The 18,132-nt window shown below is 63.7% G+C and carries 15 protein-coding genes and 2 pseudogenes; 15 read left to right on the forward strand and 2 right to left on the reverse strand.

Annotated features, from left to right (window positions below; translation table 11 throughout):
* Positions 1–41: 41 nt before the first annotated feature.
* Positions 42–957 (reverse strand): annotated as a pseudogene (locus tag OMK73_RS06305) (LysR family transcriptional regulator).
* Between the two features lie 98 nt (positions 958–1,055).
* On the opposite strand from OMK73_RS06305, the gene OMK73_RS06310 reads away from it, so the two are divergent.
* The 8 genes and pseudogenes from OMK73_RS06310 to OMK73_RS06345 all read left to right on the forward strand — a co-directional run bounded on the left by OMK73_RS06310 (position 1,056) and on the right by OMK73_RS06345 (position 8,725).
* A complete protein-coding gene (locus OMK73_RS06310; protein ID WP_267601223.1) occupies positions 1,056–1,541 on the forward strand; it encodes a cyclophilin-like fold protein in 486 nt (161 codons plus the stop codon).
* Positions 1,542–1,840: 299 nt separating this feature from the next.
* Entirely contained in the window at positions 1,841–3,064 is a 1,224-nt protein-coding gene (locus OMK73_RS06315) for an MFS transporter (RefSeq protein ID WP_324291670.1), read from the forward strand.
* A 25-nt stretch (positions 3,065–3,089) separates the two neighbouring features.
* Complete coding sequence (locus OMK73_RS06320; protein ID WP_267601224.1) at positions 3,090–3,641, forward strand: cyclophilin-like fold protein; 552 nt, start codon at positions 3,090–3,092, stop codon at positions 3,639–3,641.
* Between the two features lie 29 nt (positions 3,642–3,670).
* Positions 3,671–4,720 carry an NAD(P)-dependent alcohol dehydrogenase gene (locus tag OMK73_RS06325; protein ID WP_267601225.1) on the forward strand — a complete coding sequence of 350 codons (1,050 nt, stop codon included), beginning with the start codon at positions 3,671–3,673 and terminating at the stop codon, positions 4,718–4,720.
* A gap of 18 nt (positions 4,721–4,738) precedes the next feature.
* A pseudogene (locus OMK73_RS06330) lies at positions 4,739–5,505 on the forward strand (SDR family NAD(P)-dependent oxidoreductase).
* Positions 5,506–5,634: 129 nt separating this feature from the next.
* On the forward strand, positions 5,635–5,808 hold the full coding sequence (locus OMK73_RS06335; protein WP_267601226.1) for a hypothetical protein: 174 nt from the start codon (positions 5,635–5,637) through the stop codon (positions 5,806–5,808).
* A gap of 53 nt (positions 5,809–5,861) precedes the next feature.
* Positions 5,862–6,470, forward strand: a complete 609-nt coding sequence (locus tag OMK73_RS06340; protein WP_267601227.1) for a (2Fe-2S)-binding protein — start codon at positions 5,862–5,864, stop codon at positions 6,468–6,470.
* Positions 6,467–8,725, forward strand: a complete 2,259-nt coding sequence (locus OMK73_RS06345) for a xanthine dehydrogenase family protein molybdopterin-binding subunit (protein ID WP_267601228.1) — start codon at positions 6,467–6,469, stop codon at positions 8,723–8,725. The genes OMK73_RS06340 and OMK73_RS06345 overlap by 4 nt, the downstream gene beginning before the upstream one ends.
* A 60-nt stretch (positions 8,726–8,785) precedes the next feature.
* On the opposite strand, the gene OMK73_RS06350 is transcribed toward OMK73_RS06345, so the two are convergent.
* Positions 8,786–10,342, reverse strand: a complete 1,557-nt coding sequence (locus OMK73_RS06350) for an MFS transporter (RefSeq protein WP_267601229.1) — start codon at positions 10,340–10,342, stop codon at positions 8,786–8,788.
* A 220-nt stretch (positions 10,343–10,562) separates the two neighbouring features.
* On the opposite strand from OMK73_RS06350, the gene OMK73_RS06355 reads away from it, so the two are divergent.
* From OMK73_RS06355 to OMK73_RS06385, 7 genes are all read left to right on the forward strand, one after another.
* A complete protein-coding gene (locus OMK73_RS06355; protein WP_267601230.1) occupies positions 10,563–11,474 on the forward strand; it encodes a LysR family transcriptional regulator in 912 nt (303 codons plus the stop codon).
* A gap of 211 nt (positions 11,475–11,685) precedes the next feature.
* The gene (locus OMK73_RS06360) at positions 11,686–13,107 is read left to right on the forward strand and encodes an FAD-dependent oxidoreductase (RefSeq protein ID WP_267601231.1); all 1,422 of its coding nucleotides are present in this window, start codon (positions 11,686–11,688) and stop codon (positions 13,105–13,107) included.
* An 88-nt stretch (positions 13,108–13,195) separates the two neighbouring features.
* On the forward strand, positions 13,196–13,441 hold the full coding sequence (locus OMK73_RS06365; RefSeq protein ID WP_267601232.1) for a hypothetical protein: 246 nt from the start codon (positions 13,196–13,198) through the stop codon (positions 13,439–13,441).
* A gap of 66 nt (positions 13,442–13,507) precedes the next feature.
* Entirely contained in the window at positions 13,508–14,521 is a 1,014-nt protein-coding gene (locus OMK73_RS06370) for a Bug family tripartite tricarboxylate transporter substrate binding protein (RefSeq protein ID WP_267601233.1), read from the forward strand.
* On the forward strand, positions 14,479–15,603 hold the full coding sequence (locus tag OMK73_RS06375) for an Ldh family oxidoreductase (protein ID WP_267601234.1): 1,125 nt from the start codon (positions 14,479–14,481) through the stop codon (positions 15,601–15,603). Before OMK73_RS06370 ends, OMK73_RS06375 begins: the two co-directional genes overlap by 43 nt.
* A gap of 19 nt (positions 15,604–15,622) precedes the next feature.
* On the forward strand, positions 15,623–16,609 hold the full coding sequence (locus tag OMK73_RS06380; protein WP_267601235.1) for a Bug family tripartite tricarboxylate transporter substrate binding protein: 987 nt from the start codon (positions 15,623–15,625) through the stop codon (positions 16,607–16,609).
* A 51-nt stretch (positions 16,610–16,660) separates the two neighbouring features.
* Positions 16,661–18,052, forward strand: a complete 1,392-nt coding sequence (locus OMK73_RS06385; RefSeq protein WP_267601236.1) for an MmgE/PrpD family protein — start codon at positions 16,661–16,663, stop codon at positions 18,050–18,052.
* Positions 18,053–18,132: the final 80 nt, after the last annotated feature.

An 18,132-nucleotide genomic window follows, 5' to 3' on the forward strand; every position in this document is an offset into this window, starting at 1 on the left:
CATGAATGGGACGGGATTCAACTGCGCTGAACGGGCGGATCCTATTTCTGTTTTGATTCTGCCGGACTGGTCACGCGCAGCGCGTTTACGACCAGCGAAAACGCCGGTGACGGCTGCCGGCGACTGGGGTAATACAGGTAGTACCCTGAGAACGGAGCACACCAGTCTTCCAGGACGCGAACCAGACCACCTTCCTGAAGGTGGGGTGCGAACTCCTCTTCGGGGAGAAATGCTATGCCCAGTCCCGCCAACGCTGCATCCACCATGCTGGGAGACGTGTTGAAGATGAGCTGTCCGGCCACACGCACGTTCAACTTCTGGCCGCGTCGCTCGAAGTCCCAGACATAAAGCCCGCCTGAGGTCTGCATCCGCTGGTTGATGCAGTTGTGGTTCACCAGGTCACGTGGGCTCTTGGGGGCCGGGTGGGTAGCGAAGTACGCAGGCGAGGCCGTGACCGCCATGCGCAGCGGTAGCCCGATGGGGACCGCGATCATGTCCTTGTCGATGGTGTCCCCCAGACGCACGCCCGCGTCAAAGCGGTCGGCCACGATGTCCCTGAACCCGTAGTTGATGTCGAACTCGACCTTGATGTCGGGATAGTTGCGCAACAAAGGGGTGAGCTTGGGCAGCAGCGTGATCCGAAGGACATGTTCGCCGCAGGTGATCCGCACCGTGCCGGCTGGTTTGTCACGCATTTTCCGTCAACTCATCCAGTTCCGCTTCGATCTCGTCGAAGCGATGGCCAATGGCTTTCAACAGACGTTCGCCCGCGGCCGTGGGCGACACGCTGCGCGTGGTACGTCTGAGCAGCCGGATATCAAGCCGTGTCTCCAGGCCACTGATGGCCTGGCTGAGCGCTGACTGGGTCACCCCAAGCAGGGCAGCGGCGCGCGTGAAGCTGCCTTCCCGCGCCACCGTCACGAAGTAGAGGAGATCGTTGAGGTTGCGTCTGACCATGATGCAGTTTCCCACGGACGATTGATTAGTGCATCTTATATCCCTTTTAAGTATTCATTAGCTAGTCAACCGCTCACCCCTGCGAGAACATTCATGGCATGAAGAAGTCAATCCGTACGCCTTCGTGCAGGCTGCGGGGCGCGACCGTGGCGCTGCTCGTCGGTTCGATGCTGGGGCTGGCGGCGTCGGCAGGCGCCCAGACCGTGCCCTCACAGGAGTTTCCCATGAAGATCCGCATGCACGTCGATGGCCAGGTCGCGACCGCCACGCTATACGACAACGCAGCCGCACGCGATTTCGCGGCCTTGCTGCCGCTGTCGTTGACCCTGACCGACTATGCGCGGATCGAGCGCATCGGCTATCTGCCGCGCAAGCTCGCCCGCGAAGACGCCCTGGCGGGAGTGCCCGTCAAGGCTGGCGACCTCGCCTACTACGCCCCTTGGGGGAATCTGGCGATCTTTGTCGAGAACGGCGACGGTGACTACTCAGGCGGACTGGTGCAGCTAGGCAGAGTGGAGGCGGGCCTACCCGCGTTGCAGCGCCCTGGGCCGCTGAAGCTCAGGATCGAGCGCATGGCGGACTGATGGTCGCAACGCAACCCGTTACCCACCCACTTCATTTTGAGAGACATCGAATATGAGCAGGCAAGCCATCAACGGTTGTGAGGCCGCAGAAGTGTCCAGCCTGACCTCCGACCGGCGGGGTTAGTGGCCGGATGAACGCGACGCAGATGTCGCAAATCGGCAAAGACTGAGATCGGCCGGAACCGAGGTAGCCCTGCATCGGCTCCGGCGCTCAGCGCGTTGATCGCTACGGCCCCGCTCGGCCTGTAGCAGAGAAGCACGGCATTTTCCATAAGTATCAGGGCGGAACGAAGCATTTCATGACAACGCAGATAGGTGACGCCCCCGTTGGCGCTTTTTCCACCCAACCCGAGGCAAAGGCGCAAACCGCATATTGGAGCGGCGTCTTTGCGATGTCCCTGTGCGTCTTCGCGCTGGTCGCCTCGGAGTTCATGCCCGTGAGCCTGCTGACGCCGATGGCCGCCGACCTTCATGTCACCGAAGGGCGGGCAGGGCAAGGTATCGCGATCTCCGGCGCATTCGCGGTACTGACGAGTCTGTCGATCTCCGCGCTTGCCGGAACCATGAACCGCAAGACGCTGTTGCTGGCGCTGACGGGGGTGATGGCCTTATCCGGCGCCGTTGTCGCGCTCGCGTCAAACTATCTGACATACATGGCTGGCCGTGCGCTCATCGGCGTGGCCATCGGCGGTTTCTGGTCCCCGTCCGCTGCGACAGCCATGCGGCTGGTTCCGGCCAGCAAGGTGCCCCGGGCCCTGGCCATCTTCAACGGCGGTAATGCGCTGGCCACCGTGATCGCCGCGCCACTGGGCAGCTATCTGGGCTCGGTCATTGGCTGGCGCGGCGCCTTCTTCGCGCTGGTGCCGGTGGCGGCCATTGCCCTGGCCTGGCAATGGACCAGCCTGCCGGCCATGAAGGCTGTCGAGCGCACGCCGGGTTCCGGCAACGTCCTCAAGCTGTTTAAAAGCCGATCCGTCGCGCTGGGCATGGCCGGGTGCGGTGCCTTCTTTATGGGTCAGTTCGCCCTGTTCACGTATGTGCGGCCGTTTCTCGAAACGGTGACGCACGTCGGCGTTTCCACGCTGTCGCTCATCTTGCTCGTCATTGGCGTGGGAGGCTTCATCGGCACCACGCTGATCGGCACGTGCCTGAAGCGCGGTCTGCACGCGACACTGATCGCCATCCCGATCCTTATGGCAGTGATCGCCTTGATGCTGATTCCCTTTGGATCCTGGATCGCTGTCGTTGCGGTGTTGCTGGGCCTGTGGGGCCTGATGGCCACCGCGGCTCCGGTGGGCTGGTGGAGCTGGATCGCGAAAGCCATGCCCAGGAACGCCGAGGCGGGTGGGGGACTGATGGTGGCGGTGATCCAGCTGGCCATCGCCCTGGGCTCGACCGTTGGCGGCTGGCTGTTCGATAGCAGCGGCTACCAGAGTACTTTCGTGGCGAGCGCAGCCGTGCTGCTGTTCGCGGCCTTCCTGACCTATCTGACCTCACGCTCGCAAGCGACACAAGCCGCCTGAGCAGCCGCGGAGCAAGGAGAAAGCCATGACCATCAGCAGCCTCAGCGCCGGTACCGGCGCCCAGCGTCCCTTCGCCACGGAAGTCGAACATCGCCGAGCCCCGGGACTGCGGTTCTTGCGTGGCCTGGGCCTGCTGCTCGACCTGCTCGTGCTTGGTGGTTGCGAAGCGGGCCAGTCCGCGACGTCAGGTTGGCGCACTGTCGCTTCCGATGCCGGTGCGGCATCTGTAAAACAGGAGGAATCACGCCTGTGGATGACTGTCGGCGAACGTCGCTTCGCCATCACCCTGGCCGACAACGCAGCCGCCCGTGCATTCGTGCCGCTCACACTGGACATGTCCGAACTCAACGGCAACGAGAAGCACGCCAGCCTGCCCAAAGCGCTGCCCGCGAACGCGAGCCGGCCGGGAACGATCCGCAATGGCGATCTCATGCTGTATGGCACGCAAACGCTTGTCGTGTTCTACCTGACATTTGATTCGTCATACGCGTACACACTCGGACGCGTGGACGACCCGGCAGGCCTGGCACAGGCGCTCGGCCGGCGCGATGCACGGGTCGTGTTTTCCAAGGACTAGTTTTTGCGATTGACGCAGGAGCCCACACCATGACCATCAAAGCCTATGGCGCTCAAGCGAGCGACCAGCCCCTCGAATCCATGGACATCACCCGGCGAGCACCGGGCGCGCACGATGTGCAGATCGATATCGCCTATTGCGGCGTATGCCACTCGGACATCCACCAGGTGCGCGCCGAATGGGCCGGGACCCTGTACCCCTGCGTGCCGGGGCACGAAATCGTCGGCCGCGTGTCGGCAGTCGGCGCGCATGTGTCGGGCTTCCAGGTAGGCGATCTGGTCGGCGTCGGCTGCATCGTCGATAGCTGCAAGCACTGCGAGGATTGCGACGCGGGGTTGGAGAACTACTGCGACCACATGGTCGGCACCTACAACGGGCCAACGCCTGACGCGCCCGGCCACACGCTGGGTGGCTATTCTCAGCAAGTCGTGGTGCACGAGCGCTATGTGCTGCGCGTTCGTCACCCCGAGGAGCAACTGGCCGCGGTCGCGCCGCTGCTGTGCGCAGGCATCACCACCTATTCGCCGTTGCGCCACTGGAAGGTGGGACCGGGCCACAAGGTGGGCGTGGTCGGCATCGGCGGCCTGGGCCACATGGGCATCAAGCTGGCGCATGCCATGGGCGCGGACGTGGTGGCATTCACCACGTCGGAATCCAAGCGCGAGGCGGCCATGGTCCTGGGCGCGGATGAGGTCGTGGTTTCGCGCAATGCGGACGAGATGGCGGCCCATGCCAGGAGCCTTGACTTCATCCTCAACACCGTCGCCGCGCCGCACGATCTCGATGCCTTCTTCGCGTTGCTCAAGCGTGACGGCACCATGGCCCTGGTGGGTGCCCCGGCCACGCCGCATCCTTCGCCGCAGGTGTTCAGCCTCATCATGAAGCGGCGCAGCCTGGCCGGCTCGATGATCGGCGGCATTCCCGAGACGCAGGAGATGCTGGATTTCTGCGCCGAGCACGGCATCGTGGCGGACATCGAGATGATCCGCGCCGATGACATCAACGAAGCCTACGAACGCATGCTCAAGGGCGATGTGAAGTACCGGTTCGTGATCGACAACGCTTCGTTGGCCGTCTGACCTTATCAGGAGAAGCTCATGAGCATTACCTACGACTTCAACGGACAAGTTGCATTGGTCACCGGCGCTGCCTCCGGCATGGGGCTGGCGACGGCGCGGGCTTTGCCAATGCCGGGGCCGCCGTCACGTTGGCAGACGTCAGCGAGGCGGCCTTGCAGCAAGCCGTGGACGAGATCACGTCGGCCGGCGGCAAGGCAATTGCCGTGGTGTGCGATGTGTCTGACGAAGCCCAGGTGGCGGCCATGGTGGAACGCACTGTCGCCACCTTCGGCCGTCTGGACGCAGCCTTCAACAACGCCGGCATCCAGGTGCCATCCTCGGAGATTGCCGACCAATCGTCGGAGGACTATGACCGGATCAGCGCCATCAACCTGCGCGGCGTCTGGGCGTGCATGAAGCACGAACTGTTGCAGATGCGAAAGCAGGGAAGCGGGGCGATCGTCAACTGCTCGTCCATCGGCGGGCTCGTCGGGCGGGCACTGATTGCTGCCTATCACGGCACCAAGCACGGCGTGATAGGGCTGACGCGCAGCGCGGCGCTCGAATACGCCGCACGCGGGATCCGCGTCAACGCCGTTTGTCCCGGCACGATCGACACGCCGATGGTGTCGACGATGCTGGACCGGGGGATGCTGGCGATGGATGATCTCCTGCGGGACCTGCCGATGAAGCGCCTGGGGCGCGGCGAGGAAATCGCCGACGCCGTGCTTTGGCTGTGCAGCCCGGGCTCGACCTTCGTGACCGGACAGGCATTGGCCGTCGACGGCGGCTTTACCGCGCAATGATGGTCTGGAGGCACGAGTTGTCGCAGCATCGGAAAGTGCGGGCAGGCAGGGCACGCGGCGACGTGCCGGCCGGGAAAGCCAGAGCCGTCATCGCCATGGCATGCCTTGCAGCCGGTGTCTGTTTAACGGGTGCTGCTGCCAGGCAGCGAGCGAGGGCATAACCTGCAGTCGACCAACCTGGCGATCCGCTCCGATACGAGCGACCTCTACGCGGTGACCAGCGATGGAGCGGGTGGTCAGGGCGCGACGATCTTTCATGCAAAGGCGATTGCCCACGGCCTGCCGCCGACTTCTGCGAAATGAACCGTTCGGACGTCCGGTCTATCTCGATGGCCGTGCACAGGAACTCAAGAGCTATGAAACTTCAGATTAACGACAAGACCTACGAGGTCCAGGCCGATGCCGAGACACCTCTGCTATGGGTGATTCGCGACGAACTCGGCCTGACGGGTACGAAATACGGGTGTGGCCTCGCGCAATGCGGGGCCTGCTCGGTCCTGGTGGACGGCGTGGTGGTGCGGTCCTGTGTCACCCCCGTCGAAGGGATGGCCGGCCGGCGGATCACCACGATCGAGGCGATTGAGAAGGACGACGTCGGCAAGCGCGTTGTCGGTGCCTGGGTCAAGCATCAGGTTCCCCAGTGCGGCTATTGCCAGTCCGGCCAGGTCATGGCAGCCACGGCGCTGCTCAAGCAGGTCCAGCACCCGACGGACGAGCAGATTGCGGCGGCAATGGTCAACCTGTGCCGCTGCGGAACCTATAACGCAATCAGCGCGGCCGTCCATGATTTGGCTGGCGATGGAACCGGTCGAACCGCCGCCGCAGTTCTTCCCGAACATGCCCCGCAGCATGGGAAGGGCAAGGTAGCCGCCGCAGTGGCAATCGGGCTGACGGGCATTGGCGCCCTGGGCGTGATGCACAAGAGAAAGTCCGAGAAGGCTGATGACGAGGGGGACGGGGTATGACGAAGAGCACCGACAAGCCCATTGACGACGAGGCTTTCCCGACGGGGGAGCCGACCAACATTTCGCGGCGTCGTTTCCTTCTGGCTTCCGCAGGCACTGTCGCGGGCGCCTTCGTGCTCGGTTTTGGCCTTCCGCTTGGCACAGCGCGAGCCCAGGTCACGGTCAGCGCCGTCGTGCCGGGCACGCGGGTTCCCGCGTTCCTCGAGATCCGGCCAGACAATACGATTCGCCTGCAAAGTCCCTTTATGGAGGGCGGGCAGGGCATCTTCACCGCAATGGCGCAGATCGTCGGCGAGGAGCTCGATGCGGACCCGGCGAGCTTTATTGTGGAGAACGCACCGGCCGGCGCCGAGTACAAAGTCATGGAAAACGGTATGCGGATTACCGGCGGTAGCATGTCGGTCCGCATGAGCTATCCGACGATGCGCCGCCTTGGCGCATTGGCGCGCCAAATGCTACTGCAGGCTGCATCCGCCCAACTCGGCGTGCCGTTGGATGCGCTGACCACCGAGCCGGGCAGGGTCATCCATGTCGCCTCGGGGCGCTCGCTGAGCTATGGACAACTAGCTTCGCGCGCCATGGACCTGCCGGTGCCCGATCCGGCCAGCGTGAAGCTGAAGGATCCCGGCCAGTTCCGCTGGATCGGCAAGCCGGTCCAGCGCCTGGATGTCTACGAAAAATCGACGGGCAAGGCGATTTTCGGCATCGACTGCCGCGTGGATGGCATGTTGCAGGCGGCCGTGCAGCATGCGCCGCGACTGGGTCTGACCGTCGGCACCATCCGCAACGAGGACGAGGTCAAGGCGATGAAGGGCGTGCATTCGGTTCATCGCCTGCCTGGCGCGGTCGCGGTGGTCGCCGAGCGATGGTGGGACGCCAGGCGTGCAGCCGGGGCGGCCCAGGTCGACTGGCGGGATCCGGGGCCGGATTCCAACCCGCGCTACATGCCGGCGGACTTCTCCACGGCGGCGTTCGCTGAGCACCTTGCCAACGCCCAGGGGACGATCGACAACTCCGAAGTCGTCGGCGATGTGGCCACTGCGCTGGAAAAGGCGCACACGGTTGTCAGCGCGACCTACCACAGCCAGTACCTCAATCACGCGCAACTGGAGCCGCCTTCGGCACTGGCCAGGTTCAGCCCGGATGGCACGCTTGAGTTGTGGGTCCCCAACCAGGCGCCAGAGATGTTCCGGGACGACATCGCGAAGCGCACCGGCCTGCCTCCGGAGAAGATCCTCATCCACTCGCCGCTGCTGGGAGGATTCTTTGGGCGTCATTTCCTTTATGAAAACGCCGTGGTCTATCCGCAGGCGATCCAGCTGGCCAGGACGGTCGGGCGTCCTGTCAAAGTCATCTGGAGCCGCGAGGAAGAGTTCCTGCGCGATACCTTGCGCCCCATGGCCGCCGTTCGGTTTCGCGGCGGGCTCGACGATATGGGGATGCCCATTGCCCTGGAGGCAGTGAGCGCGACGGAAGGTCCCACCGAGGCAATCAGGAACAAGCGGGGCGAGAAGGTTGACTATACGGCCCTGGAAGGTCTGACCAACAAGACCTATGCGATTGCGGACCGTCGCATTGCCCAGCGCTATGTGAAGAGCCCTGCTGTGCTCGGCTATTGGCGCTCAGTCGGCAATTCGATGAACGACTTTTTCTACGAGACTTTCCTCGACGAACTGGCAGACAAGGGTGGGCAGGACCCGTATGAACTGCGGATGCGGCTACTGCAGGGCGACCAGCGGCTGACTGACTTGTTGCGCGCGGCCGGCGAGCTGTCGGGCGGCTGGAAGCGTGGACCGTTCACCGCTGCGGACGGCACGCGGCGCGCCCGGGGCGTCGCGATGGCAAAGGCCTTCGGCACGGAGACAGCGGCGATCGCGGAGGTTTCGATTGAGCACGGCCAGGTCAGGGTGCACGACATCTGGGAGGCGATCGATCCTGGCAGCATCGTAAATCCGGCCATTATCGAAGCGCAGGTCAACGGGGCCGTGGCGCTTGGGCTTTCGCAGGTGTTGCTCGAAGAGAGCGTCTACGAGAACGGCATGCCGGTGGCGCGGAACTACGACCGGTATCCGATCCTTCCGCCTGGTCGCATGGCGCGCGTGCACGTCCGGATCATCGAGAGCGGTGCAAAGATGGGAGGCATTGGGGAGCCGCCGCTACCAGCCGTCCCACCCGCCGTGGCGAACGCGGTTTCCCGGTTGACTGGCCAGCGCATCCGCAGCATGCCGCTCTCGCACTACAAATTCGATGCCTAGCAAGACTGTCATGCCGGGGATTGCGACAACACATGACCGAATGCCGTTTTGGCGGGAGTGCTACCGATGGTCTCCGACATAGCGCTTGCGCACTGGCGGCTGTTCGCCAATGTGAAAGGCAAGGCGTCGCTCGCGCAGTTCGGCGTCTGCGGCGGTAAATCGCTCTAGTCTGCGCTGGTGCTCGAGCCAGTTCTCATATGGAGAAAGTACTCGAGATAGCGATCCCTGGATCGCAGTGTCTCGGAACAGCCCCCAGGACAACGCGCCGCGACGCAGTCTGGCTGCGCGCGTGAGCTGCATCACCTCAACGAGCTCCGCGGCATGCGCAGGGTTGATGTGGTATTCGACCGTCACCATGACGGGGCCTTCATCTGGGTGAACCGGGGCCACCGGATCCGGCACCTCATTGGTGGGCGCCGGATCCAGGTTGACATCCTTGCCGCCCACGGACCAGCGTCGGACGATGGGAAGCAGCAGCACGCCTGCCGCCGCCGCGGATACGATGGCTGCCTGTACGCCAAACCTGGCTGCAACATTGCCGAACAGCATCGCGCCAAAGGCGGTGCCGCCCATCAGCGCCATCTGATAGACCGACATGCCACGCGCGCGCACCCAGTTCGGCAGAGCCAGCTGTGCCGCTGTCGACAGGGTGTTCGCTGTAGAAATCCACGCCATGCCAACCATGAAGATGGCCGGGAGGGCGATCCAGGTTACCGGCGCAAGCGCTACAGCAGCACTTGCCGCTGCGTGCAAAAGAGAACCCCACAACACGATCTGGTCCCGGTCGAGCCGTGCTCGCCATTGAGGCAACAGCAGCGCAGCGGTGATGGCGCCGGTCCCCATTGTCGCCAACAGCAGCGTGAACATACCCGGGCCAGCACCGCTCAAGCGGCGCGCAACCAGGGGCATCAGCGCCACGAGCGCGCTCATCTGCAGGGAAAAGAGAAAGACTCTCAACGTGACCGCCCGCACCCGCGGTGACTCGCGTACGTGCTGGAGTCCGATACGGACGGCACCCAAAAAGCACTCGCCGGGCAGAGTCGACGGTCGCTTGACCGAGCGCCAGCGCAGAATCACTACGAGTGCACCCGCGGCAACGACGGCATTGAGCACGAACACCCACGCGGTGCCGGCTCCGGCCAGCAATGCACCGGCGACGGTAGGGCCCACGACATGGGACAGATTCATCGAAATCCCGTTCAAGGCCAGTGCAGCCGGCAGCTGTTCCCTGGTAACCACCTCCGGCACGATAGCGGCGAATACAGGCCAGCGCATGGCCAGCCCTATGCCGTTAAGGAAGGTCAGGGAGAGGAGCAACTCGGCTGTCAGCGCGTCGGCGAAGGCAAGCGCGGCAGTGAGCAGGGACACGGCCGCCACCCATAGCTGGGTCGAAGCAAGATACCGGCGCCGGTCCGTGATATCGGCCAGCGCGCCACTTGGAAGACCAAGCAGGAATACTGGCAGAGTGCTCGCGCTCTGGACCAGCGCGACCATCACGGCGCTGTCAGTCAGCGTTGTCATCAACCAGGCCGATGCAACGTCGTTCATCCACATTGTCATGTTTGCCGCCAGCCAGGCGAACCAGAGGCTCCGGAATACAGGGCCTTCGAGTGGCATCAATGCGGTAGGTAGTCTCGACTGCGTTGCCTGTCAGCCGGGAAGGATAGGGGCGGAATACCCTATGACCGGGCCGCGCGGTCCATGGTATCATGGTTCCGAGTATCAGACCAAGTTCCGTTGTTCAGAACCAAGAATCTGAAGCAGGAGACCCGCCACAGGGCGGCAGAGCGAGAAGAATTTCTACGCCGGAGAGGGTCGCTAATGTGACCTGAACATCATGGAGAACGTGCGCGGTATCAATACCTTCATCCGCATTGTGCAGACCGGGAACTTCAGCCGTGCCGCACGGGAACTGGGCATCACGCCCCAGGCTGCCAGCATTCACGTCAAGCTGATCGAGGACTGGGTCGGTGTCCGGCTGCTCAACCGCAGTACCCGAAAGATCAGTCTTACCGAAGAAGGCGCCAGTTTTTACCATACCTGCGTCGACGCGTTTCGCTCGATTGACGATGAGGTCGAGCGCATGCGCGACGCCTCGGCGGAAGTGTTCGGCACCGTAAAGCTGGCTGCGCCGGTCGGCATGGCTTCGCGCTTCATCGCGCCCGCGCTGGGACGGTTCCTGGAGAAGTACCCGCGCGTGTCCGTTGACCTGATTGTGCAGAACAGGATTCCCGACGTTGTCGCTGAAGGCATCGACGTCGGCGTCCTTCCTCACCCGCTGCCGGATACCACGTTGATCGCGCGACGCGTGGTGACATCGCCATTTGTCCTCTGTGCTTCCCCGGCCTACCTGCAACGCCACGGCAGGCCGATGACCATCGCGGATCTGGCGCACCATCGCCGGATCGACCTCCGAAGCTGGGTCACGAACGCGGTGCGGTCATGGCGCCTGCGATCCGGAGACGAAATCGTGACCAGCCAGGCCCCAGCGTGTCTGGTGACCAACGATGGCGACAGCCTCATCGAGGCGATGCTCAGTGGCGCCGGCATCGGGCTGCTTACCCGCTACCGGGTCGTTCCCTACCTGCGTTCCGGACGCCTTGAGACGGTGCTGGACGGACAGGTCGAGGGAGAACTCAGCTACTCGATCTACATGCAGCAACGTAACCAGATACCAAGAAAGATCCGGGTCATGGCGGACTTTCTGTATCACGTGCTCAGCTTGCACCCCGATCTGCGCCAGGAGTGAGCCGCGATTAGCCAGGAGCGTGCGCGTTGCGATACCTGCATGCCGACTCCGGAAGATCATGCCTCCACTATCAATCTGCAGTTGAAGGTGCTTAAAGGCCGGCTCGCAATTTTGCCGGGATCACGACCCTAGAATGGGTTCGTCATCCGCCGGTTCCGGAACGATAGGCCAGCCAGCGCGGGCATCTTAACTGCAGGAAAAACGGGGGTGCATGAAATCTATCCATACCGATGTCGTCGTTGTCGGCGCTGGGATCGCGGGCCTGACGACGGCCGTGCGTTTGTCGGAACAAGGCGTCAATACGCTGGTGCTGGAACGCGGGGAGCCGGAAAAGTACCTGTGCAACACGCGCATGGCTGGCGGCGCGTTCCACGTCGCCCACCAGGACGTGGCAGACGATTCACAGGTGATCCTGCGCGCCATCACCAGCCGCACCGGTGACTCCGCCAGCACCGAACTGGTCGAGGCGCTGGCCAACGACATCGGGGAGGCCACGCAATGGCTCAAGCGGCAGGGCGTCCGGTTTATCAAGGTGGGGCATGAGTCGTACCGCAAGCATACGCTGGCACCGCCGATCGCAACGCGGGGCCGCGAGTATTGGGTCGGCCGCGGTGGCGATGTCCTGCTGCGCACCCTGGCCAGCAGTCTGGCGAAACACGGCGGCAGGATTCTGCACGGGGCTCGCGCAACCGCCCTGACCATGCGCGACGGTGCTTGTGTCGGCTTGCACGCGGCGTGCGTCACGGGCCCGGTCGACATTGAGGCACGCGCGGTCGTGATCTGCGATGGCGGATTCCATTCGAACATGGACTTGCTGCGCGAGTTCATCAGCCCCGCGCCGGAGAAGCTCAAACAGCGCAACGCGCGGACCGGCCACGGCGACGGGCTGCGCATGGCGCGCGAAGCGGGTGCGCAACTGGTGGGGCTCAATCGGTTCTACGGTCATGCGCTGGCGCAAGACGCCATGCACAACGATGACTTGTCGCCATTCCCGATGATGGATTTCGTCTGCGCAGCGGGGATTGTGGTCGACATGTCGGGCCGGCGGTTCGCGAACGAGGGCCTGGGCGGCGTGACAATGGCCAACACCATCGCGGCGCAGGCGGATCCGTTGGGCGCAACCGTGATTTTTGATGCGGACATCTGGAACGGACCGGGCCGCGAGTATCTGATTTCCGCCAATCCGACCTTGGTGTCAAGCCGGGGCACCCTTTACTCCGCCACCGACCTCGACAGCCTGGCAAGCCAGGCTGGCCTGCCCGCTGACGTCCTGCAGCAGACGGTGGCCCAGTACAACGCCGCCGTAGACAGCGGCTCGACCGACAGCCTGGTGCCGAAGCGCAGCACCGGCGGTTACCGGGCCTGGCCGATCCGCAAGGCGCCGTTCTACGCGGTCAAGCTCTGTGCCGGCATCACCTACACCATGGGCGGGATCATGATAGACGCCGACGGGCGAGTGCTTGATGCGGCCAACCGGCCGATTCCGAACCTCTATGCGGCCGGCTGTGCCACAGGGGGCATCGAAGGCGGCGGTGATCGTGAACAGGTCGCGTACATCGGCGGGCTGAGCCGCTCCGCGGTCTTTGGCCTGCGCGCGGCGAATGCAATCGCGTCGACGCTGGTCCCGGCGTGAACCGTCGACCATCTTCTGATGTCACCAAACGCTGTGATGAATTTGCGTCACAGCGCCAGATTTCCCTCTCGATAGCGGAGTACCACGTATGCAGGCTCACACCGACCACGCGGCCCCGACATTTCCGGCGCTGCACTTTCTCGTCAACCACGGCAACTTACTGGCGCTACTGCTTGCCCTGTGCCCACCGTTCGGCGGCTTGTTGTTCTGGGCCACGGGCAGCTCGCCTGCCTTCCTTGTTGCCGGCGCGTTAGGCGGAGCGTTCCTGTACCTGATCATGCGCAGCTATGTCGACCTGGTCAGGATCATCGTTGACATGCTGCTGCCAAAGTGAGTGGTGTCGCGCAACGCATGGCGCCAGGTCAACTGACACGCAAGACTTCTGATGGGGTGACCAAGAATGATGGGATTCTTCTCTGCGGCCAGCGCCGGCGGTGCGCTGCTTCGTGCAGTGGTTCGGCGGTTGATGGCGGCTGCCTTCGCCTGCGCCCTGGCGACGACCGCGACGGCCGGCGCGGCACAGTCCTATCCGGACCGGCCCATCCGCTGGATCGTCCCGTGGCCGCCGGGTGGGGGTGCTGATCTGCTCGCGCGGATACTGCATGCGCGCCTGGGGCAGATCCTTGGCCAGTCGGTTGTGATCGACAACCGCGGAGGGGCAGCGGGCAACATTGGCGCCGCGGCGGGTGCGAGAGCGGCGCCGGACGGGTACACGCTGACCTTTGCATACTCGGCGACGCATTCGATCAATCCGCTCGTTTTCCCGAGAATGCCCTTCGCCGAACATGACTTTGCGCCGGTGATCTTCCTGACGCTGGTCCCGCAAGTGCTCGTGGTCAACGCCAACCTGCCGGTTCACAACGTGCAGGAACTCGTTGCGCTTTCGAAGAAGCGACAGGTTACCTATGCGTCGTCAGCGCCGGGGTCTATTGGCCACCTGGGCGGTGAGCTGTTTGCGTCGATGACCGGCGCAAACATGCTGCACGTTCCCTATCGAGGCGGCGGTCCCGCCCTGACAGCGGTGCTCTCCGGGGAAATCGATGCGCTGATCGGCATACCCGTCGTCCTCGGGCCGCAGATCAAGGCCGGAAAGTTGCGTGCGATCGGCATTACGACGTCGAAGCGAACCAGTGTTCTGCCAGGTGTGCCGACGATAGCGGAGTCTGGCGTGCCGAACTTCGACGTGAGCTCATGGAATGGCGTGCTGGTCCCCGCCGGGACGCCGCCAGAGGTGATCGCGAAGCTCAACGCGGCATTCAACAAGACGATGGCGGATCCGAAGGTGCGTGCGCAACTCGCCGAAGCCGGCTACGAAATCGTCGGCGGCGAGCCCGAGAAGCTGTCCCGCTTTATCACGAGCGAACTGGCGAAATGGAGGCCGGTAGTGAAAAAGGTAAATCTCCACGTGGACTGAAGCAGTGCGCGGTCAACGCTCACATCCCCTTGCACCACCTCAACCTCGATACTGGATTCGATACCATGACTGAAAAGCTGCTGGATACCGACAACGACAACACCATTCGCATGAGCGTGAGCGAGGCAAGAGCGCTCGGCGAGGGCGCCTTGGTCAAGCTCCGGTACACGCCGGAAGAGGCTGCTGTGATCGCAACGCACCTGGTTGACGCTGCCACGTGGGGCTATGAATTCGCGGGTTTGCCCCGGATTCTCGTGATCGCTGGAAGGCCGGAGCTGAAGCAGCCGCGTGCGCCGGTAGCGGTCGTGCGGGAGACGCCGGTGTCAGCGTTGCTCGATGGTGGAAACAATGTGGGCTACATCTCGCTCAATCGTGCTGTCGAGGTCGTCATCGAGAAGGTACGCCAATCCGGCATTGCCATCGTCGGCCTGCGCAACAGCTGGTTTGCCGGGCGCAATGCCTATTACCTGGAGAAGATCGCCAGGGAAGGGTTCGCCACGCTTTACTTTGGCAGCAGCAGTCCCACCGTGGTGCCACCCGGTGCCGTGCGCAAGGCGCTCGGCACCAATCCGCTTGCCATTGCGCTACCAGGCAAGGTTGATCCGTTCATCTTTGACATGGGTACGGCCTCGGTCATGTCGGGCGAGCTCCTTATGAAAGCATTTCTCGGCGAGACGTTTCATAAGGTCGTCGGCATCGACAAGCACGGCGAACCGACGCGCGTAGCGAGCGAACTGCTGGAGGGCGGTGTGCTGCCCTTCGGCGGGCACAAGGGGTATGGCCTGTCCCTCGCCATCCAGGCGCTTGGACTGATGGCGGGCGCCCGGATGCGAAATGGCGACGTTAGCGACTTTGGCTACCTCTTCGTGGCGTTCAATCCGGAACTCCTGATGCCGACTGAACAGTTCACATCGGAAATGGAGGAACTCCTGGCCACAATCAGGGGACTTCCGCGGCAAGCCGGGGTCGCGGAAATTCGTATTCCGTCTGAGCGCGGCTTTCGCGAGCGGGAACTCCGGCGCACGCAAGGTATCCTCGTGAACAAACGCGTCGTAGAACGCTTGCAGCAGTTGACCAACTGACGTCCGGCAGGAGACAGGCATGAGCAAACTTATTTCACGCAGAAGGCTATTGACCACAACACTGGCATTGGCGGTCGCTTCGACAGCCGGCGGCGTCTGGGCGCAGCGCCCTTATCCCAACCGCCCTGTCAAGATCCTCGTCGGATTCGCGCCGGGAGGCTTTACCGACATCGCGGCACGCCTGATCGCGCATAAATTGTCCACGGCACTAGGCCAGCCCGTGGTGGTGGAAAACCGGCCTGGCGCGAACGGATTGATCGCGAGCGATGCGACCGCGAGTGCCCCACCGGACGGCTATACGCTGATGCTGTCTTCGATCGGGCTCACGACGAATCCCCTGTTGACGAAGCGGGTGCACTACGACCCGGTCAAGGGCTTCACCCCGATCTCCCTGCTTGCCATTGTCCCCAATGTTCTGGTCACCAATCCCGGTGTGCCGACGAAGAACCTCGGCGAACTGCTGGCCCTGGCGCGCACACGTCCTTCCCCGTTGACGCAGGCTTCCGCGGGCAACGGATCCCCGGGACATCTGTCCGGCGCGTTGTTGCAGGTGATGGCCGGGATCCGGTTGGATCACGTTCCCTACAAGGGCTCGGGGCCGGCAATCAACGACCTGATCGGCGGGCACGTCGATCTCTCGTTTCCGACGATTCCAACCGCCTTGCCGCTGGTCAAGGCTGGCAAGGTCCGGGCGCTCGCGGTCACGGGCGGCAAGCGCTCGCCGTTGATGCCCGATGTACCGACCATCGCGGAGGCGGGTGTGCCGGGCTATGACACTGGCGGGTGGTACGGGCTGGTGGGGCCGACCGGCATGCCGAAGGACATTGCCGCGCTGCTCAGCAACGAGGTCGCAAAGATCATGAAGATGCCTGATGTCAGGGAGCGCTTCGTCGCCGAAGGGGCCGAACCGATCGGGTCGGATGGCGCGGGCATGAACGCGTTTCTCGTCAAGGACGTTGAGCGTTGGACTGGCGTCGTGAAGGCGGCGCATATCGAAGTCAGGTAAGGCAAGGCGCGCGCGCCGCCATTCCTGTCGATCATTTGGAACCTGATCATCATGACACCTATCACAGAGACGCCACATCAGACGCAAGGCCACGCACGCGGGCTCATCGAGTTCCTGCACGGACTTGGCAGCGAAGCCCCTGGCGCTCCCATGGAGAAAGCCCGTTGGTGCCTGCTCGATGCGTTGGGCTGCGCACTGCTCGGAGCACGTCAGCCCTGGAGCGAGATCATGGCCGCGGAGGTGCTGGGGGACGGCACCCACGGTCCTTGCACCATCGTTGGCAGGGTCGGGAACGTCGCGCCCAGTCACGCGGCGCTGTGCAACGGAACGGCGATGCACGGGTTCGAGCTGGACGACTTGCTATCCGAGGCCCTGATCCACCCGGGGGCGGTCATCGTGCCAGCCGTGCTGGCCGCAGCCGAAGCGGCGGAGGCCTCCGGCGTGCAGATGCTACGGGCCATCGTGGCGGGATACGAGGCGACCGCGCGCATCAGCATGGCGTTGAGCATGGACCCCTCGCAGCGCGGCTTTCACAAGACCAGCGTGGTCGGCCCCGTGGCCGGGGCGATTGCAGCGGGCGTGGCGATGCGCCTGCCGCTGGACCAACTGCTCAACGCGGCGGGGTTGGCGTGTTCCTGCGCATCCGGTGTCAAGAACTTCGCGGTCGGCTCGGCAGGCATGGTAAAGCGCATGCACGCTGGCCGCGCAGCCGAAGCGGCGGTTCGCATGGCGATGCTGGCGCGACGCGGCTTTACCGCGCCGCCCACGGCCATCGATGGCAAATTCGGATTGCTTGAGGCATTCAGCGGCGACTCGGCACGACCGGCGCTGCTGGATGCGGACCTGGGTAGCAGGTGGGCCATCGATGACGTCTGGGTAAAGGTATATCCCATCTGTGGCTGGATCCAGGGGGTGGTGCAATTGCTTCTCGCGATGCGGGAGCAGGGCGGCGTCGAAGCGCACAAGGTCGCCAGGATCGTCGTCGCGACCAGCGCCTTTGCCGTACGGTACAACGGCAATACGGAGGTGGCCGACACCATGGATGCGCAGTACAGCATCCCTTACTGTGCATCGGTCGCGCTTACCGGGGATCCGGGAGATCCGCAGGCATTCAGCATGGATGCGATTCGCGACCCGGTCCGATCCGAGCTGGCGAAGCGGGTCGAGTTGTTGGTGGATCCTGTTGCCGATGAAGTCTATCCAAAGCAGTTTGCGTGCCGCGTGGAAGTCCACTTGAAGGATGGAGAAGTGCGGCATGCCGAGACGCGCGACGCGCACGGAACGCCTGGAAATCCGTGCGATATCGGAGAGCAGATCGCCAAGTTCAATCGGTTGGCAAGCTTGTCTGGCCTTCCAATTCCTGCTCAGGAAGTGGTCGCCGCGGTGCAGAGACTGGAATCACTGAAATCGGCGACGACGTTGACGCGACTGCTTCGTCCGTAGCGAAGGACTGTGCGGGGGGCGACGGCAGACGGTCGACTGGCCTCTGCCGCCACGCCGCCATGCTGACGCGCGACCCGCCT

The sequence above is a fragment of the Cupriavidus sp. D39 genome (assembly GCF_026627925.1).
Taxonomy (GTDB): domain Bacteria; phylum Pseudomonadota; class Gammaproteobacteria; order Burkholderiales; family Burkholderiaceae; genus Cupriavidus; species Cupriavidus ulmosensis.

What these genes read in the sequence shown, in the direction of transcription:
- OMK73_RS06315 (WP_324291670.1), top strand. Translation starts at nt 1,841, where the DNA reads ATGACAACGCAGATAGGTGACGCCCCCGTTGGCGCTTTTTCCACCCAA.
- OMK73_RS06365 (WP_267601232.1), top strand. Translation starts at nt 13,196, where the DNA reads ATGCAGGCTCACACCGACCACGCGGCCCCGACATTTCCGGCGCTGCAC.
- OMK73_RS06385 (WP_267601236.1), top strand. Translation starts at nt 16,661, where the DNA reads ATGACACCTATCACAGAGACGCCACATCAGACGCAAGGCCACGCACGC.
- OMK73_RS06310 (WP_267601223.1), top strand. Translation starts at nt 1,056, where the DNA reads ATGAAGAAGTCAATCCGTACGCCTTCGTGCAGGCTGCGGGGCGCGACC.
- OMK73_RS06355 (WP_267601230.1), top strand. Translation starts at nt 10,563, where the DNA reads ATGGAGAACGTGCGCGGTATCAATACCTTCATCCGCATTGTGCAGACC.
- OMK73_RS06375 (WP_267601234.1), top strand. Translation starts at nt 14,479, where the DNA reads ATGGAGGCCGGTAGTGAAAAAGGTAAATCTCCACGTGGACTGAAGCAG.
- OMK73_RS06360 (WP_267601231.1), top strand. Translation starts at nt 11,686, where the DNA reads ATGAAATCTATCCATACCGATGTCGTCGTTGTCGGCGCTGGGATCGCG.
- OMK73_RS06380 (WP_267601235.1), top strand. Translation starts at nt 15,623, where the DNA reads ATGAGCAAACTTATTTCACGCAGAAGGCTATTGACCACAACACTGGCA.
- OMK73_RS06320 (WP_267601224.1), top strand. Translation starts at nt 3,090, where the DNA reads ATGACCATCAGCAGCCTCAGCGCCGGTACCGGCGCCCAGCGTCCCTTC.
- OMK73_RS06340 (WP_267601227.1), top strand. Translation starts at nt 5,862, where the DNA reads ATGAAACTTCAGATTAACGACAAGACCTACGAGGTCCAGGCCGATGCC.
- OMK73_RS06350 (WP_267601229.1), bottom strand. Translation starts at nt 10,342, where the DNA reads ATGCCACTCGAAGGCCCTGTATTCCGGAGCCTCTGGTTCGCCTGGCTG.
- OMK73_RS06345 (WP_267601228.1), top strand. Translation starts at nt 6,467, where the DNA reads ATGACGAAGAGCACCGACAAGCCCATTGACGACGAGGCTTTCCCGACG.
- OMK73_RS06325 (WP_267601225.1), top strand. Translation starts at nt 3,671, where the DNA reads ATGACCATCAAAGCCTATGGCGCTCAAGCGAGCGACCAGCCCCTCGAA.
- OMK73_RS06370 (WP_267601233.1), top strand. Translation starts at nt 13,508, where the DNA reads ATGATGGGATTCTTCTCTGCGGCCAGCGCCGGCGGTGCGCTGCTTCGT.